General features: G+C 40.9%; 18 protein-coding genes and 2 tRNA genes. 11 read left to right on the top strand and 9 right to left on the bottom strand.

Annotated elements, in window-relative coordinates; genetic code table 11:
- Positions 1–45: 45 nt before the first annotated feature.
- The 3 genes from R2S08_RS14210 to R2S08_RS14200 all read right to left on the bottom strand — a co-directional run bounded on the left by R2S08_RS14210 (position 46) and on the right by R2S08_RS14200 (position 4145).
- On the bottom strand, positions 46–1188 hold the full coding sequence (locus tag R2S08_RS14210) for a putative sensor domain DACNV-containing protein (RefSeq protein WP_108553979.1): 1143 nt from the start codon (positions 1186–1188) through the stop codon (positions 46–48).
- Between the two features lie 99 nt (positions 1189–1287).
- Complete coding sequence (locus R2S08_RS14205) at positions 1288–1626, bottom strand: helix-turn-helix transcriptional regulator (RefSeq protein ID WP_316835798.1); 339 nt, start codon at positions 1624–1626, stop codon at positions 1288–1290.
- A 284-nt stretch (positions 1627–1910) separates the two neighbouring features.
- Entirely contained in the window at positions 1911–4145 is a 2235-nt protein-coding gene (locus tag R2S08_RS14200; protein ID WP_316835797.1) for a TonB-dependent receptor, read from the bottom strand.
- Positions 4146–4250: 105 nt separating this feature from the next.
- On the opposite strand from R2S08_RS14200, the gene R2S08_RS14195 reads away from it, so the two are divergent.
- Together R2S08_RS14195 and R2S08_RS14190 are read left to right on the top strand one after the other, a co-directional pair.
- A complete protein-coding gene (locus R2S08_RS14195; RefSeq protein WP_316835796.1) occupies positions 4251–4916 on the top strand; it encodes a metal-dependent transcriptional regulator in 666 nt (221 codons plus the stop codon).
- Between the two features lie 13 nt (positions 4917–4929).
- Entirely contained in the window at positions 4930–6216 is a 1287-nt protein-coding gene (locus R2S08_RS14190) for a DUF2130 domain-containing protein (protein ID WP_166644123.1), read from the top strand.
- 7 nt (positions 6217–6223) lie between these two features.
- Here R2S08_RS14190 and rlmF read toward each other — a convergent pair whose 3' ends face one another.
- A complete protein-coding gene (gene rlmF / locus R2S08_RS14185; RefSeq protein ID WP_316835795.1) occupies positions 6224–7126 on the bottom strand; it encodes a 23S rRNA (adenine(1618)-N(6))-methyltransferase RlmF in 903 nt (300 codons plus the stop codon).
- Between the two features lie 83 nt (positions 7127–7209).
- Here rlmF and R2S08_RS14180 point away from each other — a divergent pair, with 83 nt between their 5' ends.
- From R2S08_RS14180 to R2S08_RS14165, 4 genes are all read left to right on the top strand, one after another.
- The gene (locus tag R2S08_RS14180) at positions 7210–7557 is read left to right on the top strand and encodes a diacylglycerol kinase family protein (protein ID WP_316835794.1); all 348 of its coding nucleotides are present in this window, start codon (positions 7210–7212) and stop codon (positions 7555–7557) included.
- Positions 7558–8283, top strand: a complete 726-nt coding sequence (gene recO, locus R2S08_RS14175; protein ID WP_316835793.1) for a DNA repair protein RecO — start codon at positions 7558–7560, stop codon at positions 8281–8283.
- An 87-nt stretch (positions 8284–8370) separates the two neighbouring features.
- Positions 8371–8445 (top strand) — tRNA-Val (locus tag R2S08_RS14170).
- Positions 8446–8491: 46 nt separating this feature from the next.
- Positions 8492–8566 (top strand) — tRNA-Val (locus R2S08_RS14165).
- Between the two features lie 62 nt (positions 8567–8628).
- Here the strand turns inward: R2S08_RS14165 and R2S08_RS14160 are convergent.
- On the bottom strand, positions 8629–9759 hold the full coding sequence (locus R2S08_RS14160; RefSeq protein WP_316835792.1) for an MFS transporter: 1131 nt from the start codon (positions 9757–9759) through the stop codon (positions 8629–8631).
- Positions 9756–10688 (bottom strand): helix-turn-helix domain-containing protein, encoded by a 933-nt coding sequence (locus tag R2S08_RS14155; RefSeq protein WP_316835791.1) that lies wholly within the window; start codon positions 10686–10688, stop codon positions 9756–9758. Before R2S08_RS14155 ends, R2S08_RS14160 begins: the two co-directional genes overlap by 4 nt.
- Positions 10689–10870: 182 nt before the next feature.
- Between R2S08_RS14155 and R2S08_RS14150 the strand changes: the two genes are divergently transcribed.
- From R2S08_RS14150 to R2S08_RS14140, 3 genes are all read left to right on the top strand, one after another.
- The gene (locus R2S08_RS14150; protein ID WP_316835790.1) at positions 10871–12376 is read left to right on the top strand and encodes an aldehyde dehydrogenase family protein; all 1506 of its coding nucleotides are present in this window, start codon (positions 10871–10873) and stop codon (positions 12374–12376) included.
- Positions 12377–12439: 63 nt separating this feature from the next.
- Positions 12440–12829: a DUF779 domain-containing protein gene (locus tag R2S08_RS14145; protein WP_316835789.1), complete on the top strand. Its 390-nt coding sequence runs from the start codon at positions 12440–12442 to the stop codon at positions 12827–12829.
- A gap of 66 nt (positions 12830–12895) precedes the next feature.
- Positions 12896–13102 (top strand): hypothetical protein, encoded by a 207-nt coding sequence (locus tag R2S08_RS14140; protein WP_316835788.1) that lies wholly within the window; start codon positions 12896–12898, stop codon positions 13100–13102.
- Between the two features lie 128 nt (positions 13103–13230).
- Here R2S08_RS14140 and R2S08_RS14135 read toward each other — a convergent pair whose 3' ends face one another.
- From R2S08_RS14135 to R2S08_RS14125, 3 genes are read right to left on the bottom strand one after another with little or no spacing between them, the layout of a single operon-like run.
- A complete protein-coding gene (locus tag R2S08_RS14135) occupies positions 13231–13947 on the bottom strand; it encodes a hypothetical protein (protein WP_316835787.1) in 717 nt (238 codons plus the stop codon).
- A gap of 5 nt (positions 13948–13952) precedes the next feature.
- Entirely contained in the window at positions 13953–15497 is a 1545-nt protein-coding gene (locus R2S08_RS14130; protein WP_316835786.1) for a RagB/SusD family nutrient uptake outer membrane protein, read from the bottom strand.
- A gap of 4 nt (positions 15498–15501) precedes the next feature.
- On the bottom strand, positions 15502–18654 hold the full coding sequence (locus R2S08_RS14125) for a TonB-dependent receptor (protein WP_316835785.1): 3153 nt from the start codon (positions 18652–18654) through the stop codon (positions 15502–15504).
- A gap of 424 nt (positions 18655–19078) precedes the next feature.
- Between R2S08_RS14125 and R2S08_RS14120 the strand changes: the two genes are divergently transcribed.
- Positions 19079–19648, top strand: coding sequence for a helix-turn-helix domain-containing protein (locus tag R2S08_RS14120; RefSeq protein WP_133783358.1), 570 nt, complete (start codon positions 19079–19081; stop codon positions 19646–19648).
- Between the two features lie 89 nt (positions 19649–19737).
- Complete coding sequence (locus tag R2S08_RS14115; protein ID WP_316835784.1) at positions 19738–20628, top strand: alkaline phosphatase; 891 nt, start codon at positions 19738–19740, stop codon at positions 20626–20628.
- The last annotated feature ends 65 nt before the right edge of the window (positions 20629–20693 follow it).

Raw genomic sequence — 20693 nt, 5'->3', positions numbered from 1 at the left:
TTTTAGCGTGCATATTTTCTGTACGCTTTTTTTATGAAACCGCGCCTACAACAACAGCGTATCTATACGATGAGCCTGCAGCCTGTTATATTGCGAAGACCAGGTATAAATCGTAAAATGTCCATCTTGTGACGCCACCAGAGCAATTGCATCACGCTGATCATGAATGAACTGCGCAGCAGAAAGGTGCCTCGTTCCCCCAACCTTAGAGGCATGCATCACCACCGCACCTCCTCCTACTATAGGCTCACTAAAAGACAATTCTTCCACACTCTCTTTTCCCTTGGCACGCCCGATTTTTGCTCCGAATGCCAACAATTCATACTTGTCGTTCACAACTGTTGCTCCATCGATTGCAGTAAGCCCAGACAAGTGCTCCACTTCCCTTTTCAGAGCAGTTTGCCAAAAGATTTGACTCGCCTCTTTCCTGTCTTGCATGAGTAACTTAGACAGGCCACGAAATGACGGCTGAACGCCATATTGAATGGGCTTTACAATAGACTGAAGCCAGTTATTATGTTCAGATGGTACGACCAGGAGTGTTCCTCCCCGTTGATGCGAACGCATAGAAACGGCAATCTGGATCAGCACATTAACCGAATCATTCCAATAGGATGGAGCAGTTAAATCTAATAAGGAAAGTAACATTGTTGGCCAATCATGAGACCTCGGAGAGGAATTGTCTACGATCTTAATCTGCTCCCCTTTCAAAACTGCAATATTTGTATATTTTCCAAAACCATAGATCCTTCTGTGTTTAATCACGAGCAAACCTGGTTCAGACACATCCAATACAAAGCAAAAATTTGGAATACTTAAAGTTGTACCCCATACATACAACTCTTCCCCATCATACCAAATGCCCAAATGAATACCAGCGCGTTCAACACCCGGCGCAATCTTTGTTAGTGTACCTGGGTTTAAAGGAAGATTATATTTAAACAGCAGAGGATTACCCGCCTGTTCCGGTGGCAAAAAAGCTAAAGAGATCTTAGGCGAATGTCCTTCTTCTTTACGAAGGCTGGCCCAGAAGGTGGCATCAATAATATGTTCTACCAGATGAGCAACAGGTAATGGGGCAAGATCTTCCTCTCCACTTTCCTTTGCAGCAGATAAATGCTGTGCGAATATAGCTTCCACTTTGGGAGCAATTATCTTTGCGGCCTGGTAGGTTGACTGGTAAATCATGGTTTAAAGTTAACATATTCCAGCTAAATAAAACACCAGTCTAAGTCATTTACAAAACACAAAAACTATGCTTTCCACCACAATATAAAACACAAAAAACTATTTAGAATTTTTTTTCAGTTCCTCAATTTCTTCAAAGCATTGAATAAGTTTAGCCTGCAGATCTACAATTGTAGAGGTCTTTTGTTGTATTTGCTCCACAAGCTCCAACTTGTCTGTATCTATATGCCCACCTTTGTCATCATCTTCAAAGAAAAAAGAAGGTTTTACTTTAAATAATTCTGCGATCTGGAAAATTCTTGAAACATTAATATCTGTAATACCGGTCTCCATTTTAGAAAAAGCAGGAATAGAAATTCCTAATTTTTTTGCGATCTGCTCTTGGCTGTTTTCTATCTTTTGCCTTAAGCTTCTTATTCTTAGCCCAATTCTATTCATATTGATCTTATTATCGATTCTTATTTATACACCGAAGTTAAACATACTGCAACGCAATGCAAAAATATATTATGCCGTAAAAAAAAATATATTGCAAAAAGCAAAACTTTGACCAAAGAGCAATATCAAATTATCGGCCACAAAATATTGTAAAATCCACCTTAAAAACGCAATAAGATCCATTTTCTTATGAAGATCTAAGCCAATAGAACATGATCCATAACCAAAACCAACAATAAAATATTTAATGATTTTGGTTATGGATTTCTAATAACTGTTGTCCATCAGATAGGAACAATGACCTTAAAGCTCAAATTTCTTCCAATGTTATAAATACCCGATCTTCCATCAGAAGAAGCACTATAATATTCAAAATACTTAAGTCTGTTTAAATGGGACTGATAGGCCAGGTTAAACAAGTTCTCGCCCTGAATAAACAGATCAAAAAGTTTTCTATTTTTCTTTGTTTTGAATACAGCCCCGATACCCGCATTAAAAAGGGTATACCCTCTGGTAAAGGTCTCCGTATCATCAAGTGAATAAAATCGATTTTGATCCGCATATCTATCCAGTTCTATTTTAAAATAAGGCTCTTGAATCCTCCCTTTTCTTTTTAGTCCGGTAAATTTAAGTTCTGACCGGATATGTAAGGGAGGAAGTAAAGGCAAATACGCTCCATGGGTTTGACCGGTCACATAAGAAAGACTGTTGTTAAAACTAAACCATTTTAATTGATCAGGATGGATATTCAACGTCGTTTCCAGTCCATACAACCTGGCTTTTGACTGTTGATACTGATAAGTTAAATTACCAGGAACAATAACAACAGGATTTCCGTTTTTATCGGTTAACCTGGCCTGGTAAATATAATTCTGAATGTGATTATTAAATACTTCAAAACTGAAGTCCAAATCCTTGAGATAGGCAATAAAGCCCAGATCTTCCTGTAAATTAAATTCCGGAACGAAATTCCTATCGCCCAGATAAACAATATGAGCACCTGGATCTAGCCCATTCGATCCGATTTCAGTGATATTGGGCGCCCTGTAGCCCCTGGCAATATTGGCTTTAACCAGCAAGCGGTCCGTGATATTATAGGTCAACCCAATACTTCCTGAAAGACCTTTATAAGCATGAGCAAAGGCCGGAAATTGCAGATTAGCCTGAACGATCTCCACTCCTGTTGCCCGCTTTTGGAAGCCATTGGCAGGATTTTTCCCGACATAAAAGTCATTCCAGCTGATATGACGATGATCAAATCTAAGCCCTCCTGATAGGTCTATTTTTCCAAATGTCTTTTTTACAAATAAGAATCCACCCAAATCAAAGAGATTGTAATCTGGAATAGGAAAATCTGTAGCATCTTTGCTCCTGTTGCCTTGATACATTCCGCTCAACCCTACAGAACTCTCCCAGCCTTTAATTGCTGGGAAATTATATTTCACATCAAAATTAAGTGTATTTAAAACCACATAAAGTCCTGCCTGCCCGGGTAAGGTTGGATGATTATATTCCCGTCTGATGCTCTGTTGTCCACCCAGCAAAACAGACAGGCTCCCTTCCCCAAGATTGATCTGACTGGTGTTGTAAAGCCGATAATGCTGTATGTGCTGATGCAGTGGAACAATTGAATAACTTTTCAGTAAATTTTCGGGCACCAGAGGCCGGTGTTTAATATCATCCCCATTATCAATTACTTGATAGGTGAATTTTCTGCTCAAGGAGTCCCGACTCCCATCTGGAATTTCCTGAAGATTATCATAGACATTTGCTGCAATTTTACTAAATCCCCATTTTTTGTCCAACCTGGCACTTCCTGATAAATTATATTCCCGGAATCCTGTCCCGTATACCCAACCATCAACCTTGTTGTGATAATTATGCGCAAATTTGCCTGTTGCCCTAAATGCGTATGTCCAGTCATTTTTAACATAGCCCAGCCCCAGGGAACTCGCAAACATCCCATTATTGGTATGATAATCCTGTGTAAAATCACCCTTTAACAAGCCCTCCAGAAATACTGGTCGTTCCGGAATCATATTGATCACACCTGCAACAGCATCAGAGCCATAGGTCAGGCTTGCAGGCCCTTTAACAACTTCCACTCTTGAAATCCCATATTGGTCAATTTCAATGCCATGCTCATCTCCCCACTGCTGTCCTTCCTGGCGCAAGCCATCATACAACGTAAGTACCCGGTTATAACCTAAGCCCCGTATAAAGGGTTTAGAAATATTTGGTCCGGTGGTTACCGCACTCACACCCGGCACACCTTTAACAATAGCATCTATTAGGTTGTTGTTTGTATTTTGATCCATCGCCCTCTTGGAGAGTACAACAATAGGCACCGGGCTCTTTCTTAAAACTGTTCCCCGACTAACCCCAGTTACAACAACCTCATTTAAATTAGAAACTTTAACCTGACTTGTATCTGTTTGAGCAAAGGAACAGATAACAGTAAAGAATAAGGGGACCAGCAGGTAATATTTTTTATAAGCGGTACATTTTTCAACATTCATAAAGTTGTTTTAAGCAAGTCTAAAATTAAATCATTATATCAGCAAAACTAATTAAGTTAGATTAATCTAACAAATAAACTTTGACATATATTGCTTTATATTTGTATGATGTTATCTTATACTGAAGAGAATTACCTGAAAGCACTGTTTAAAATATGCAGTCAATGTGAAGGAAAACCTGAAGCTGGCACAAACGAAATGGCTGCTTACCTAGGCGTTAAACCCGCTACAGCTACTGACATGTTCAAAAAACTGAAGGAAAAGGGATTAGTTGATTATGAGCGTTATGGTAAAATTTCATTAACAGAAATTGGAAAAAACAACGCCTTGATCATTCTAAGAAAGCATCGGCTTTGGGAAACCTTTTTGTATCAAAAACTGGATTTTAGCTGGGATGAGGTCCATGAGGTAGCTGAACAGCTGGAACATATTCAATCAGAGAAACTGGTCAGTAAACTCGAAGATTTTCTGGGTTATCCTGAATTTGATCCTCACGGCGATCCTATTCCAAAGGCAAATGGCGACATGCCCCCTACTGTTAAAATGATTCTTTCGGATCTTAAAATCGGAGAAAGTTGCCGGGTTGTTGCAGTAAAAGATACATCTGTTGTATTTTTACAATACCTGAAGCGATTGGGTATCAGTATTGGAACAAAAATCACTGTAATTGAAAAAGTTTCCTTCGATGGCTCTCTTCAGGTATCCATAGATGACCAGGAGGCCCGAAATGTTTCAGTTAAGTTTGCAGACAGTTTATTTGTAGCCAAATAACCAATAAAAAATTATGTCAACAGAAATAAAATGCCCTAATTGTTCCCATTCCTTCCCTATAGAGGAAGTCATGGCTGAAGAATATAAAAAAGATCTTCGGGAAAAAATGATGTCCTTTACCAAACAAAAGGAAGAAGAATTTAAGCAAAAGCAACTAGAGTTTACACAGCAGCAAAAGCAGTTGGAACAAACTTTTGAGCAGAGAGAAAAACAACAGTCAAAGCTTTTTGAAGAGCAGTTGGCCAATGAAAAGAAACAGCTTCAGGAAACGCTGGAGGAAAATCTGCGAAAAACAATTGCCGGGGATTTCGAGAACAGACTTCAGTTACTTGATAATGCAAATAAAGAACAGGAAGAAAAACTAAAACTTGCACGGTCGAAAGAGTTGGAATTCTTAAAAAGGGAGCAGGAAATCAAAAATAAAGAAGAAGAACTCGAACTTCAGATGCAACGCAAACTTCAGGAACAGCGTGCAGAGCTTGTAGAACAAATCCGTAAACAGGAGGCTGAAAAAAGCACACTTAAGGATACAGAACATCAACTTAGAGTAAAAGAACTCGAAAAACAACTGGATGATCAAAAAAAGCTTGCGGAAGAAATGAAACGTAAAGCAGAGCAAGGCTCTATGCAATTGCAAGGTGAGGTTCAGGAACTTATCCTGGAAGAATTACTTAGAAATGCTTTCCCATTTGACCTGGTTACAGAAGTAGGAAAAGGGGTTAGGGGTGCAGATTGTATCCATCATATACGCAATCAATTTGGGCAGGAATGCGGAAAGATCATTTATGAAAGTAAACGAACAAAAGACTTCTCCATGGATTGGATTGAAAAGCTAAAAAAGGATATGCGCAGTGTTGGCGTTGATGTGGCCGTAATTGTTACACAAGCCTATCCAAAGGGAATGGATTGCTTTGGAGAAAAGGATGGCGTATGGATTTGTTCCTTTGATGAAGTAAAAGCAGTTTCCTACATGCTTAGAGATGGCATTGTGAAATTATTTACCGCAAATAAATCGCAGGAAAACAGGGGAGATAAAATGCATATGCTTTATGACTACCTAACCAGCAATGAATTTTCTGAACAATGGAAAGCCATCAGGGAAGGATTTATGAGCATGAAGCTTTCTATCCAAAAAGAACGCGATGCAATGGAAAGACTGTGGAAGGCGAGGGAAAAACAACTGGAAAAGGTACTTCTTAATGCAGCTCATATCCGGGGATCTGTAGAAGGTATTGCCGGAACCGACAGCATCCAGTTACACCTCACAGATGACGAAGATGATGCTTTACTATTGGAATAGTCTGTTCTTAAAAGGACCAGGCAACAAAACGGCTGATTTTCTGACCTTGCGCCATCTCCACCGTCCGTATATGTAATGCACCTGCTTTTTCCGCATAGCCATAAACAAAAGGAAGGTTTGAACTTTTCGAAACAAGCGTAGTGAACCATTTACACTGTCCCGAAAATTTAAGACTTTCCTCTATCATGGTACGGATAAACCCCAACTCCCCTCCTTTACACCAAAGCTCAACGTTCTGCCCTCCAAAATTAAGTACATTCTTCGGCTTACCTAAATTACGGAGTTTACGCTGCGTTCCCTCAGCTGCTTCGGCTGCAGAAGCGTGAAAGGGTGGATTGCACAAACTCATATCAAAAGATTCCCCAGGTTTTATAATTCCTTCAAAAATATACCGGGGATCGCGCTGCAGACGAATCTGTATTGCATTTCTTAAGCCCTCATTGGCAGAAATAATATTTTCTGCAGATTGTATCGCTCCCCGATCGACATCAGACCCTACAAAGGTCCAGCCATATTCCTGATGTCCAATAATGGGGTAAATACAGTTCGCACCTGTTCCTATATCCAAGACTTTAACTGATTTTCCTGTGGGGATTACTCCATTATTTGATTCTCCTAACAGATCCGCCAGATAATGAATATAATCCGCACGCCCGGGAATCGGCGGACAAAGATAGTTTTCCGGAATATCCCAATGTTTTATTCTATAGTACTGTGCAAGCAAGGCCTTGTTCAACATTTTAACTGCACTTGGATCAGCAAAATTAATGGACTCATCTCCATAAGGGTTTACAAGAACAAAGTCCCGCAGATCCGGGCAACTTTTCACTAAAAGCGAAAAATCATATCTGGACCGGTGTTTATTTCTGGGATGCAATTGTTTCTTTTCTTCTTTTGAGTCGGTTCCCATGGATTGTCGTTACTGTGTTTTATCTTTACGCTGCAAATTAAAGTGTTTAGTTTAGCATTATTGACGTTTTAGTTGAAAAAGATATGTCAAAGTTCATACGAGGTTTTGGTTTTGCGGGTAAGGGGCTCTATTACGCGTTTAGAACACAGGTCAATTTCAGGTTTCACTGTGCTGCTGCTTTAATTGTTGTATTTTTCGGATGGTACTTTCATCTGAACCGGACTGAATGGCTATGGATTCTGCTGTCTATAGCGATGGTACTGGTTTTAGAGTTGGTTAATACGGCAATTGAAGCCCTTGTTGATCTGGTCTCACCTGACTACCATCAGAAAGCTGGCATAGCGAAAGATACTGCAGCTGCAGCTGTATTAATAGCCGCCCTCGTAGCTGCTTTGATTGGCTTAATCATTTTTATACCAAAAATTATATAAATGCTGCATAAAACCAGAGGAATCGTTCTGAAAACGACGCTGTATGGCGAAGGCAGCGTGATAGTGCAAGTTTTTACTGAAAAATTTGGCATCCAGTCGTATATCATTAATGGAGTTAAAAAACCCAAGGCTAAAATCCGGATGAACATGCTTCAACCTCTGCATTTGCTGGATATGGTCGTTTACCATAAAACAAATACCAGTCTGCAGCGTATTTCAGAATTAAGGACATCTCCAATATTCAGAACGATACCTTATGATATCATTAAAAGTTCTATTATTCTGTTTCTGAATGAAGTATTGTATAAAAGTATACGACAACAGCACACAGACGAGAATTTATTCAGCTTTATTTTCAATGCTGTGTCCTGGTTTGACGAGTGCGAAATGGCAGACACCAGCTTCCACCTTGCGTTTTTACTAAAGTTATCCCGCTTCCTTGGATTTGCTCCCCGTACAGAAAACAAAAACGGGCAGAACTACTTCGATCTGCAGGAAGGGGAGTTTAAATCCATGCCCCCCGTCCACCCGCATTTCATGAATAAAACAGAGGCAGATCTGTTTATTTCTCTATTTTCTACCCCATTTGAAAAAATTAATGAAATAAAATTAAACAATTCCACAAGAAGGATCATTGTAGATAAAATTCTGATTTTCTATACTTTACATACCGCTTCCTTTGGAGAAATCCGCTCCCATCAAATCCTTGAAGATGTCTTATCTTAAAATTTTAGAAAAGTTTTTTGGAGTTTTAATTTAGAGGTGTATATTTGCACTCCCGATCACAAGGGACAATAAATAAAAAGAACCAAGGGGAGATTAGCTCAGCTGGTTCAGAGCACCTGCCTTACAAGCAGGGGGTCACTGGTTCGAACCCAGTATCTCCCACAAAAACAGCAGCTCAGCTGTTTCAAAACAAAAAAGCAGAACCGAAGGGAGATTAGCTCAGCTGGTTCAGAGCACCTGCCTTACAAGCAGGGGGTCACTGGTTCGAACCCAGTATCTCCCACTCTACGAAAAGGACAACATCAATGATGTTGTCCTTTTTTCATATATACAATTTCTATATGTTTAGACTTTTGACCTGGTCGACAAAACAACTACACAAGATCCCATAAAGGCAATAAATACAAATGCAATCCGTAGCGTAAACGCACCAGACAAGAAGCCAATAACAGGAGGTCCAATTAAGAAACCGATAAAACCAATGGTAGAAACAGCTGCTATAGCGGCTCCCGGAGACATTGTTTTGGATCTGCCAGCAGCGCTGTAAACCATAGGTACTACAGAAGAAACTCCAGCGCCCACCAACATAAAACCTATAATTGCCGTTGGAAGAGCCGGAAAAATAACTGCAATAAGCAAACCCATTGTGCTCAATGTCCCACTGACCTGTAACGTGGTCTTTAATCCGAAGTGTGCGGAAAATTTATCCGCAACAAAACGCCCCAAAGCCATTGTACACATAAAAGCAGTATATCCAGCCACCATCCACCCTTTTTCAGCCAATACAATTTTTTTAAAATAAATAACACTCCAGTCAAACATTGCCCCTTCACAGACCATGGAACAAAACGCAATCAGCCCCAGGGTAATCAGAGACTTATCCGGGATCGCAAAAGCCGATCCTGTACGCACTGGTTTGCGATCATTATGTAAATATCGCCAGCATACGACTACAGAAATCACGGTAACCGCAGCGATACATATAAAATGTGGGGTAGGCAAAATCCCTTTTCCAATCATAAAGGTTCCAATCCCCGCACCAACAAAACCAGCCAAACTCCAGACGCCGTGAAAAGAAGCCATAATTGGTTTACGATACAAACCCTCCGTGGCCACAGCTTGTGTATTCACCGAAATATTAACCGCATTACTCGCCAGACCAAAGCCCACTAAACAAATGAGCAACTGATAAACTTCTGACACCACACCAAGAGTGACCAGCATAAGACCATACATCACCAATGCCGCAGCCAAAAGCCTTCGGCTTCCTATTTTAGTGACCAGCCAACCCGACAAAGGCAAGGAAAGCATCAAGCCTACTGGTAATGCAAAAAGCACTGCTCCAAGACCTGCATCGGATAAAGATAATTTTTGCTGTATAGTCGCAATTCGCGATGCCCAGCTGGAAAAACACAATCCCGCCATAAAAAACATGGCAGCAACAGCACCTCTGGTTACTTTCGGCGCATAACTCATGAAAGGGAATCATTTCGATATACAGAGAGCTGATAACTACCCGGTGTTACACCAACCAATTTCTTAAAGGTCCTGATAAAATAATTGGCATCACTAAAACCCAGCTCATAACTAATTGCTGCAATCTTGGCTCCTGGCCTGGCCAGAAGTTGTTTAGCTCTCTTCATCTTTTCCGTCAGAATATAATCGTTGGGACTAATGCCCAGTTCGCGCTTAAATAAACGATAAAAAGAAGCCTTACTCATACAAGCCTTATTACTGAGGTTGTTAATACTGATTTTCTCATTCAAATTCGCTTTGATATAACCAATCACATAACCAAGGGGACTATGGTTACTGCCTGCAACAGACCCATCGGCAGCTTTTAAATTCTGGGTCTGGATAATCCTGACCAATAGCTCTTTTAAGGTAAGATCCGCAAGCACGTCTTTCTCCCTGGATCCTTCTGAACAAATCCTGATGATTTTATTGATCAGAAAGGCAATATCTTCATTATTATAGAAATGATATTCATCATAGCTTAATGTCCACAACTCGTCCGGACCAGATCTGGGAAAATATTCGTTCAGATAACGGATTGTTCTCTTAATTTGTTCCTGATCAATTGCAAGCGCGATACATTGTGCAGGTGTATGATCAGAGGCCTCCGGAAAATCGATCTTCATCGTTTGGTCTGCAGGCACAATGACCGTTTCGCCAGGCAAATAGTCGAATCCCTCCCTATCAAAAAGATGCATCACCTTTTTGCCCCGCAGCATACTGGTAATCACAAAATCACTGAAGGTTAATGGGACCTTATAAGATTGCACATAGGTTTCGAACACATTCAGTTCGCAACGCTCCAATGTATAGGATGTTCTGTTTTCAACGAGCGTTTGAAGCCTGGCCTCCCTGCTTAGGTTAACCAAATCTAATTTGTGTTGCATCATACCTACCCTTATTTTTGGTCAGCTATCTTCATCCCCAGATTGGAAATACGCGATATACTCAAATATACCTTTATTTCAATAGTGTTACAAAACCTGCAACAATAATGCTACCAGTTGCAACTATTCTCCTATCCTTCCAGCGATTTACCGATTAGGTTTGTATTAACCAAATATCATACATCATGGAACAACTTGTAAAAAGACCAACCTTTAAATCACAATATGACAATTACATCGGCGGAAAATTTGTTGCGCCGGTAAAAGGAGTTTATTTCGACAACATATCTCCTATAGACGGCAAGGTCTTTACCAAAGCCGCCCGATCGAGCAAAGAAGACGTAGAACTGGCTTTGGATGCAGCACATACCGCTTTTAAGACCTGGGGGAAAAGTGCCCCTGCCTACAGAAGTACGCTGTTACTCCAGGTTGCACAAAAGATCGAAGACAATCTGGAATACCTCGCCGCCGTAGAAACAATTGACAATGGCAAGGCTATCCGGGAAACCCTTGCGGCCGACCTTCCACTGGTGGTTGATCACTTCAGATATTTCGCAGGCGTTATCCGGGCTGAAGAAGGAAGCATCTCCGAGCATGACGAAAATACCGTAAGTATTGCACTGAACGAACCCATAGGCGTTGTCGCTCAAATCATCCCATGGAATTTCCCATTATTAATGGCCACATGGAAGATCGCACCCGCACTGGCGGCTGGCTGTTGTACAGTCGTAAAGCCAGCGGAGCAAACACCTGTCTCTATCATGGTCCTGATGGAACTCATCGGAGATATTCTGCCTTCTGGTGTCCTGAACATAGTTAATGGCTATGGAATTGAAGTTGGCAAACCTTTAGCGACATCCACCAGGATCTCCAAAGTTGCCTTTACAGGAAGTACCACTTCCGGGAGGCTGATCATGCAATATGCCGCAGAAAATATTATTCCTTCGACGATGGAACTCGGTGGAAAGTCTCCGAATATCTTTTTTGAGTCTGTAGCAGATCACGACGATGATTTTTTTGACAAAGCTGTGGAAGGCGCGGTGATGTTTGCTTTAAACCAAGGCGAAATTTGCACTTGCCCATCCAGGCTATTGATCCAGGAAAGCATCTATGACAAATTCATAGCGCGGGTCATTGAACGGACAAAAGCAATTAAAACCGTACATCCACTCGACAAATCAAGTATGATGGGGGCCCAGACTTCCAATGAACAGTACCAAAAAATATTATCCTATTTAAAAATAGGTAAAGAAGAAGGTGCAGAAATTTTGACCGGCGGAGAAATTAACCACCTGCCAGGAGAACTGGAAACCGGCTATTACATCGAACCAACTATATTTAAAGGCCACAACAAAATGCGGATCTTTCAGGAAGAGATTTTTGGGCCGGTGGTTTGCGTAACAACATTTAAAACGGTAGAGGACGCGATAGAAATCGCAAACGACACCCTGTATGGCCTTGGAGCCGGTGTCTGGACAAGAGACGCCCACGAGATTTACCAGGTGCCCCGTGCTATAGAAGCAGGCCGTGTTTGGGTAAACCAATATCATGCTTATCCTGCACATGCACCATTTGGAGGATATAAAAAATCTGGCTTTGGCCGTGAAAACCATAAGATGATGCTCGACCATTACAGACATGTTAAAAATATGCTGATCTCTTATGACAAAAAGAAATTAGGTTTTTTCTAGGTTTATGATTCAAAAGGTGCCTCAAATAATGAGGTGCCTTTTTCACCCAATAATCCAATTTCCATGAGTACCAAAAGAGTTTTAGTAACAACAGCGGCCGCCGCCGTCATCCATACGCTTCAGGAAGAATATGGTGATTTAATGTTCCATCAAAGTGGCGGCTGTTGTGAAGGATCTTACCCGCACTGTTTTGAAAAAGGCGGTTTTCTGGTAGGGTCTAATGATGTATGCCTGGGAGAAATAGAAGGCTGTAAATTTTATATGGCCGGAGATCAGTTCGCCTACTGGAAACATACACAACTTACCCTCGATGTGATGGAAGGCCGGGCTGCGAGCTTTTCCCTGGAATCTACCCTGGATAAAGGATTTCTCATACACTCCAGGTTATTTACAGAAGAAGAGCTTACCGATCTGGATCCGGTGTACACAGCAGACGAAGACCCGATTCTCTAATTACAGCGACCATCAAAACAAATTTCCCATCCAGCTGTTTTTGAATTAACTAAACAATTTAAAGCTATGGAAAAGCAAGAAATCAAAGACCTCTTAGAAATCATTGACCAGCAAGTGAGTTCATCCATTTTAGGTGGAATGCACGAAAAATACGATGAACTTGAGCAACTTGGTTATGTGGAAATCCACAAAGGAGCTGTACAACACTCCGCCAATCTTACCCCAGCCGGCCTCGCTTACCTGGAGGAATTAAGACATCACTCCTCCGTTTAGCCGTAAAGTTTCCATTGAACAGAGCGGTGAGGGATACGCCCCTCACCACCATATCTATTGCATTACAATTAGTCATTCTTTTGGGATAAACTATTGATCTTAACGTGGGTTTGCATAATAGGGAAGCGCTAATAAACTACACTCGGAAGTATTGGTGTCACAAATCTTTCCACCACATGTACCGTTCCATTAGTGGCCAGAATATCTGATGTCCGCACATTATTATTATTGTCATTGATCAAAATCGGATAATCCTGAGTATTTCCATTTGATCCGTTTGATACCCTTAAAAACATCTTTGAATCAGGGTTGGCAGCAAATCCGTCCAAAGTAACACCTGCAGGCAAGGCATTCCAATATCCTTTTGGAGACAGCGTTTGCACCTCTACCGATTTAATCGGGGGCAAGGTATAGTGATTATATTCACCTGGGACGATCAGATACAAAAGATAATTTTTAACAAATTCTTTTGGATAGGCCGTCCAGTCAGCAGGAGCTTTACCATTGACCAGAAAATTCTGAAAAACTCCGTTTGGCGCTTTTCCGGTAACACTTACTGCATCCTTATTCAGCACAATAAATGTCCTTCCAGGTTTCATATATTCCATCGTATCAATTCCAGAATACACAATACCAGCCATTAACCGTTCAAAAGTTTTATCGCCCGTTGTAGCCCTTTCTTTAATAAAAGCCCAGGCGCTCTTGTTGATATGTGGATCTAGAGTATGTGGTGTGCGGTTATAGTCTTTCTGCAAATCCAACCCAGCCAAAGAACAACTTGAAATAAAAACAGTTACACTTAGAAAAACTATTATTTTTCCCTTAATAAAATTCATCTTTTTCATAACAATTAATTATAAGGTTGATTTTGAACTAGTTTTGAATTGTCCTCTAACAAGGTTTTATACAGCGGCCAAAGCAAGCGCCCCATATTGCTCCCAAATCCAAGATTCGAAGGGATTTTTGTAGCATAGAACGTTCTTCTGTTAATGATTGGGTCCATAATTTTATTGACATGATTGGTACGCACCAGGTCAAACCATCTTTTTCCTTCTCCAAAAAGTTCATACTGTCGTTCCTTCAGAATGGCATCTTCCAGCTTCAGCGCATCCAGTACCCCTCCTGTTGAAACCAGCGGATCTGTTGGCAAAATTGCCGGCAAACCAGCACGCTGATGAATCAGATTCAGCATACTAAGTGCCTTTGTCTGGTTGCCAGTCTTGTTCAACGCTTCTGCGTACAGTAAAAACATATCTCCCAAACGGTACATCACCAGATAAACTGATAGATCCTCAGGTTTGGTACTTGTAGGCACCGAACTCAGGTTATAATACTTAAGCAATTTATCCTGATGATTGGTTCCCGTCAATGTATCGATCGTCTTGGTTACGCGTGTATCCAGCTTATTTTTTTTCCATTCTGCATGGATCAAAGAATCGACTGTGACCGGATTATTACTCTTCATTTTGGAAACCGGGATACAGGCACAGCCATTATTAGCATTGTCCCAATTGATACTCCAGATGGCCTCCTTTGTAGTTGCCGGACTTAAAAAAAGATTCTTCCAGGTCGCAGTAGGTTCCAGATTTGCGGCCCCTTCACCATATGCCGCCCCAGTTGCTCCTTTAGCTGCAAATAACTTCTGAAACCAGGTAACCGCATTCGCATAATCACCATTATTGCTGGTGGTTCCAGCTTTCCACATGTAAACATCAGCAAGCATGGCCGCAACTGCGCCCTCATTGATGTTCCAGATGTTTGCCGTTTGCCCTTTTTGAATGAGCTCATAGGCATTTAGAAGATCAGGAATAATGATCTTATCCATTAAAACATCTTTAGAAGTCCTTTCCAGCTTGGGTTCCTGAGCCAGATCATCATAAGGAGCTGTGCGCATAGGGGCATCTCCCCACAAGCGGATAATATAAAAATAACACATCGCCCGCATTGCATAAGCTTGCGCCAAGCCATTGTTTACAATAGTTTTGGTCGCCGTAATATCATACTTTGGGATCTCAGGGAAATATTTAATCGCATTATTTGCGACAGCGATTGTTCTGTACAAGCCTTCCCAGTTCGATACAGAGTTTCCAGAGGTCAGCACATTAAAAGCCAGCTGACTCATAATAGAATTTGCATATCCGGACTCATCAAAATTATCAGACCTTCCTTCTCCCCAGTAATGATATTTCCCTCCATACTTGTTCACGCCATCTCCGATCATCTCCAATTGAAAAGAGCCATACATCCCGGCAAGAGAAGCGTTAATATCTTTTACAGACTTAAAATAATCAGATACCTGCACTTGACTTAAAGGCTTTTCTTCAAGAAATTTTTTACAGCTGCCCAACGACATCAGTGCTACAAACAGCAGGGCAATTTTATTTATCTTTTTCATTCCCTTAAAAATTAACGTTAATACCAAACCCTATTTCTCTTCTTCTTGGATATTTACCACCATCTACTCCAGGAGTGAGCACATTAGAGGTGAATTCAGGATCATACCAGCTGTAATTTGTCCAGGTGGCCAGATTGGTACCATAAACAAAGACAGTTGCCGAGCTCATCTTAATTCTGCTCATCAACTTTGGATCGAAAGTATAAGCAAGTCTGGCACTTTGTAACCTGATGAATGTTCCGTTCTCGATATACAAGCTATTATAGCCATTCCGGATATTTCCATTATCATCCTTCTTTGCGATATTCGGATAGCTTGCAACATCCCCTTGTTTCCACCATGAATTCTGAGTCATCTCATAAGTTGGCGGAGAATAGGTTGAACTGCCTGTATTTTGCCCATTTGCAACCGAATTATAAATCTGGTTTCCTACCTGGCCATTAAACAACAGGTTCAATGAAAATTGTTTATATCTGAAGGTGTTGCTGAATCCAAAATAATACTTAGGCACTCCATTTCCACCAATCACAATATCTTTTTCATCAATAACACCATCATTATTGGTATCCTGCCACTCCGTATCCCCTCCGCGGAGAATATAGTCTCCGCTCTTCTTCTGATATACAGTACCCGAATACTCTTGTCCGTTTAAGGTATAGCGGCGGGCTTTTCCTAATCCTGTAGCCTGATCAATATACAAAGTAGACAAGTCAGGTGTTAATTTCGCTCCCTGCTGGTTATAAGCATTTGATGCATCATAAGAATACACTCCAAGGTTTTTATAAACGTACATATCCCCGATTTTACCGCCCTCATATACATAGAAAATATTTCCTGCCAGATAAGGCACGTGGTTCGCGAGCTCTTTAACTTTTCCTTTTTGAAAAGAAATATTAAATGTCGTATTCCATGAAAAATCCTTCTTGTTAATAGGTGTTGCCCCCACAGCAAACTCCAGACCACTGTTCTCTATGGTCCCCAAATTGACTGTCGATTTTGATTTACCGGTTTCCTTAGGAATTTCATTTCCGTATAAAAGGTCAGAAGTTGTCTTTTTATAGTAATCCGCAGTCAGATTCAACCTGCCTTTGAAGAAGGTCAGGTCCATCCCAACATTCCCTGTATTTACAGTTTCCCATTTAATTTTAGGGTTACCCATAGTCAGACTTTCCGTTGCACTCAGCTGGCCATTGTAATAATAGTTACCAAACTCCATCACATTGAAATAACCATATGGGTTAATGGCGTCATTGCCCACCTGCCCATAACTCACCCTAAACTTTGCATCTTCCAGAAAACCTTTGGCAAAGGTCATGAATCTTTCATCTGAAAAACGCCAGGCTGCAGAACCAGAATAGAAATTACCCCATTTATTAAGATCGCCGAATTTCGAAGATCCGTCACGGCGATAATTGACCTGCGCAATATAGCGCCCTTTATAACTATAGTTACCACGTATAAATGCCGCAGCACTCGCTACAGCAGAAGCCGTAGTCCGGGTCCGAAGCAAATCAATTGTTGCCGCATTAGAGGTATTGATTTCTTCCGACAGGTAATTTTTCATTCCTATGGTGTACCCGTCATTTCTTGCCCTGTCGGCAGTCAAACCAAGTACTCCGGTAACCGTATGATCCTTACCAAAGGTTCTGTTGTAGTTTAAATAAGTCTGACCTTCCCAATAAAACCGTTTGTTAAATGTATTGCTTCCAGTTGCATCCCCGGTCCCACCGCTGGTTAATGAAGAAGGAGAAAAAGTCTTATTGGTTTTATTGTCCAATTGCGCATTAAATACCCCGGTCAGCGTAAAATATTTTGACAATTGATAATCTGCCTTCGTATTGTACTGAACCGTATAGTTGTTGTCAACATCGCTGACCAGCAAAGCGTAAGCAACCGGGTTTCGCTTAGACTCAATATATCCTGCCAATGAGCCATCGGGCCGGTAAATCGTGGTCCAGGGGTTCTTCTCGAACACTTGTTTTGCACTTGTACCAACAGGAATTTCATTTCCTGTTTGCCAGGCAAAAGCCAGGTTATTGCTCAGCTTTAACCTGTCGCTCAACTTACTTTCCACATTCAATTTCGTTTGTAAACGTTTAAGCGTACTGTTCAGCACAATGGATTTGTCATCCGTATAATTTGCACCTGCATAATAGGTAGATCCTTTTTGTCCACCACTTACGGTTAAAGCAATAACTTTCCTGTTGGAGGTCTGGAACAATAAATCCTGGAAATCATTATCGGCATTGGTATACGGATTTAATGAATCGGGATTAGCGCCATTTCCGCCACTCCTCATAGAACGATACTTACGCAATTCATCTGCACTTAAAGTATGAAGCTTATGCGCAAGCTTTCCAAAAATATTATTGTAGCTCGCATTAACAGAAGCTTTTCCTTCTTTACCCCTCTTGGTTGTAATGATAATTACACCGTTAGCTCCCCTTGCACCGTAAATTGCCGCTGAAGAAGCATCCTTTAGAATTTCTACGGAGGCAATATCCATTGGATTAACGAAATCTGCATTTTCACTCGTAATCCCATCAATGACATATAAAGGGCCATTACCAGCATTAATACTAGATGCACCCCGAATCTGAATTGTACCTTGTCCGGAAGGATCTCCACCTTCTGTGGTCACCATTACCCCAGCTGCTTGTCCCTGTAAAGCCTCAAATAAAGTAACAGGCTGACGCTCCTTGATCTGCTTATCTGTTACAGACGCAACGGCACCAGTCAGATCTCTTTTTTTAACGGCTTGCCCAAATCCGGTAACAACCACCTCATTCAAGCTGCTCATGTCCTCTTTCAGGCTCACATTGATCTCTGTTTTACCTCCAACCGGTATTTCCTGAGTCAAATAACCAATGTAAAAGAACGTAATTACTGCAGCATTTCCATTTATATCCAGGCTATAGTCGCCATTTTTCCCGGTAGAAGTACCTACTGAGGTGCCTTTAACCCGAACACTTACGCCAGGAAGCGGCGCTCCCTGATCATCTTTTACAATTCCCCTTACCCTAACCGCTTTTTGAGCATACGATGGTATAGAAAATAACATCGCCAGGACCATAAAAAAAGCGGCACTGAACTGCAGGGCATTACCATGTTTGCATTTCCATGGCAAATAGAAATCCTTAGTATAAGTTTTCTTCATACTGTCTTTTTTAAAAAATCAAATAATCGTTTTTTTTAATCGCTGAATCCTGACAGAACATACCCTGCCTGGACTGGAAATTTTAGTTAAAACAATGGCCTTCAATAAGACCAGCTCCGTTAAAGCTTATCCCATTGAGTACAGGCTTATGATTTAAGAAAAATTATCGGTGTAGCTATTCTCGCCTGAAGACGGCAGGTCTTTTGTTCAATTTCATCGTTCGTTTGGTTAGGTTAAAAATTATATTTGGATAATGCAATTGAACAAATTATCCCGGCTGATTATTTAGTTAAATTGGCTTATTAGTATCTAATTTTGGCATCTCACCATCAACAAATCAATTATATCTTTAAAAATTAACATTATTTAAGCATTAGCGATTAAAAAAAAGCGATACATTCGCATATACAAACCACGTTTACTCATGCAGGAGGAAATCCTTTTACAAATAAGCCTTAAAATTAAAGAACGCCGCAAAGAACTAGGCATTACCGTACAGGAGCTGGCAGATAAAGCAGAAGTAAGTAAAGGTCTGATCTCCCAAATAGAGAACAGCAGAACCATTCCCTCTCTTATGGTACTCATGGACATTATCAAAAGTCTTGAGATTGACCTGAACAGCTTCTTCAAAGACATTAATTTTCATAAAAAAGATGCCCCGGTCCTGATCAAAAGAAGAGACCAATACCAGCAATTCGAAAAAGAACAGGCTATTGGTTTTAACTACTCCCGTATCTTAACCAAGAACATCAAATTCTCTACAGCCGACTTTGTCTTGCTGGAACTGGAAGTAAACGCTCACAGGCCCATGGTTAAAACTGAAGCCTATGAGTTTAAGTATATGATTGAAGGAACAGTAGAGTACCAATTCTCCAAAAAGAAAGTCATCCTAGAAAAAGGAGATTCCATGCTTTTTGATGGCAGGCTTTCACACACGCCTGTAAATATTGGAAATACGAAAGCACTCATGTTGGTGGTGTATTTTTTTGAGTAACATTTTATAAACATTGTTTATAAATACTTAACAAAAGTCTACCTTCATAGTTATAACTATCACTTAGTTTTACACGATAAAAAATAATTATGAAGAATTATCTAAAAATCACCCTGCTTTTGCTCTGCCTTTCCCTTACAGCAACGGCACAGTTAAAAAAAATTAAACACGTTGTGCTGATTGGCTGTGACGGATTTGGAGGTTATGCCTTAAATGAAGCCAATATGCCCAATCTTAAAGCAATGATGGCCAATGGCTCCTGGACAGCAAAGGCACGCTGTGTACTTCCATCTTCCAGTGCTGTAAACTGGGCTTCTTTATTGATGGGCGCCGGACCAACTGAACATGGCTACACCGAATGGGACAGCAAAACACCCGAGATTCCATCGGTAACAAAAACCGGCTATGATATGTTCCCGGGAATATTCAGTGTCATCAGAGATCAAAAAAAAGACGCAAAAACCGCAATTGTATATAGTTGGGGAGGAATTGCACACTTATTTGAGCGTCAGGCCGTTAATATCATTGTAGACGGAAAAGATAAAGATGACTTTTGTGCCGACACCGCAGCAACCATTATCCGCAGGGAAAAACCATTGTTCACCTTCCTTCATCTTGATGAACCAGATGGTACAGGTCATAATATAGGGCACCGTACCCCAGCTTATTACAAGCAACTGGAGCTGGTAGACCAACGCATAGGAAAAATTATCAAAGCTGTAAAAGATGCGGGTATAGCTGATGAGACCATTATCCTGGTTACAGCCGATCATGGCGGAACAGGCAAAGGTCATGGTGGAAAATCACTCGATGAAGTACAAATCCCCTGGATCATATCCGGTCCTGGTGTCCGGAAAAATCATGAAATCAAAGACGTTATCATTACGTACGATACCGCAGCTACATTGGCCTGGATCATGGGGCTTACCCCACCACAAAGCTGGAGAGGCCAGCCCGTAAAAGAAGCATTTGCACATTAGACTTTATCAAATCTTAACAATTTCATAACTTAACTTTTGTTTACAAATAATAAACAATGTTTAGT

Origin of the sequence: Pedobacter nutrimenti (assembly GCF_032678445.1) — a bacterium.
Classification (GTDB): Bacteria; Bacteroidota; Bacteroidia; order Sphingobacteriales; family Sphingobacteriaceae; genus Pedobacter; species Pedobacter nutrimenti_A.
Note: the sequence above shows the minus strand (reverse complement) of the source record. Positions and strands in the feature narration are given on the sequence as shown.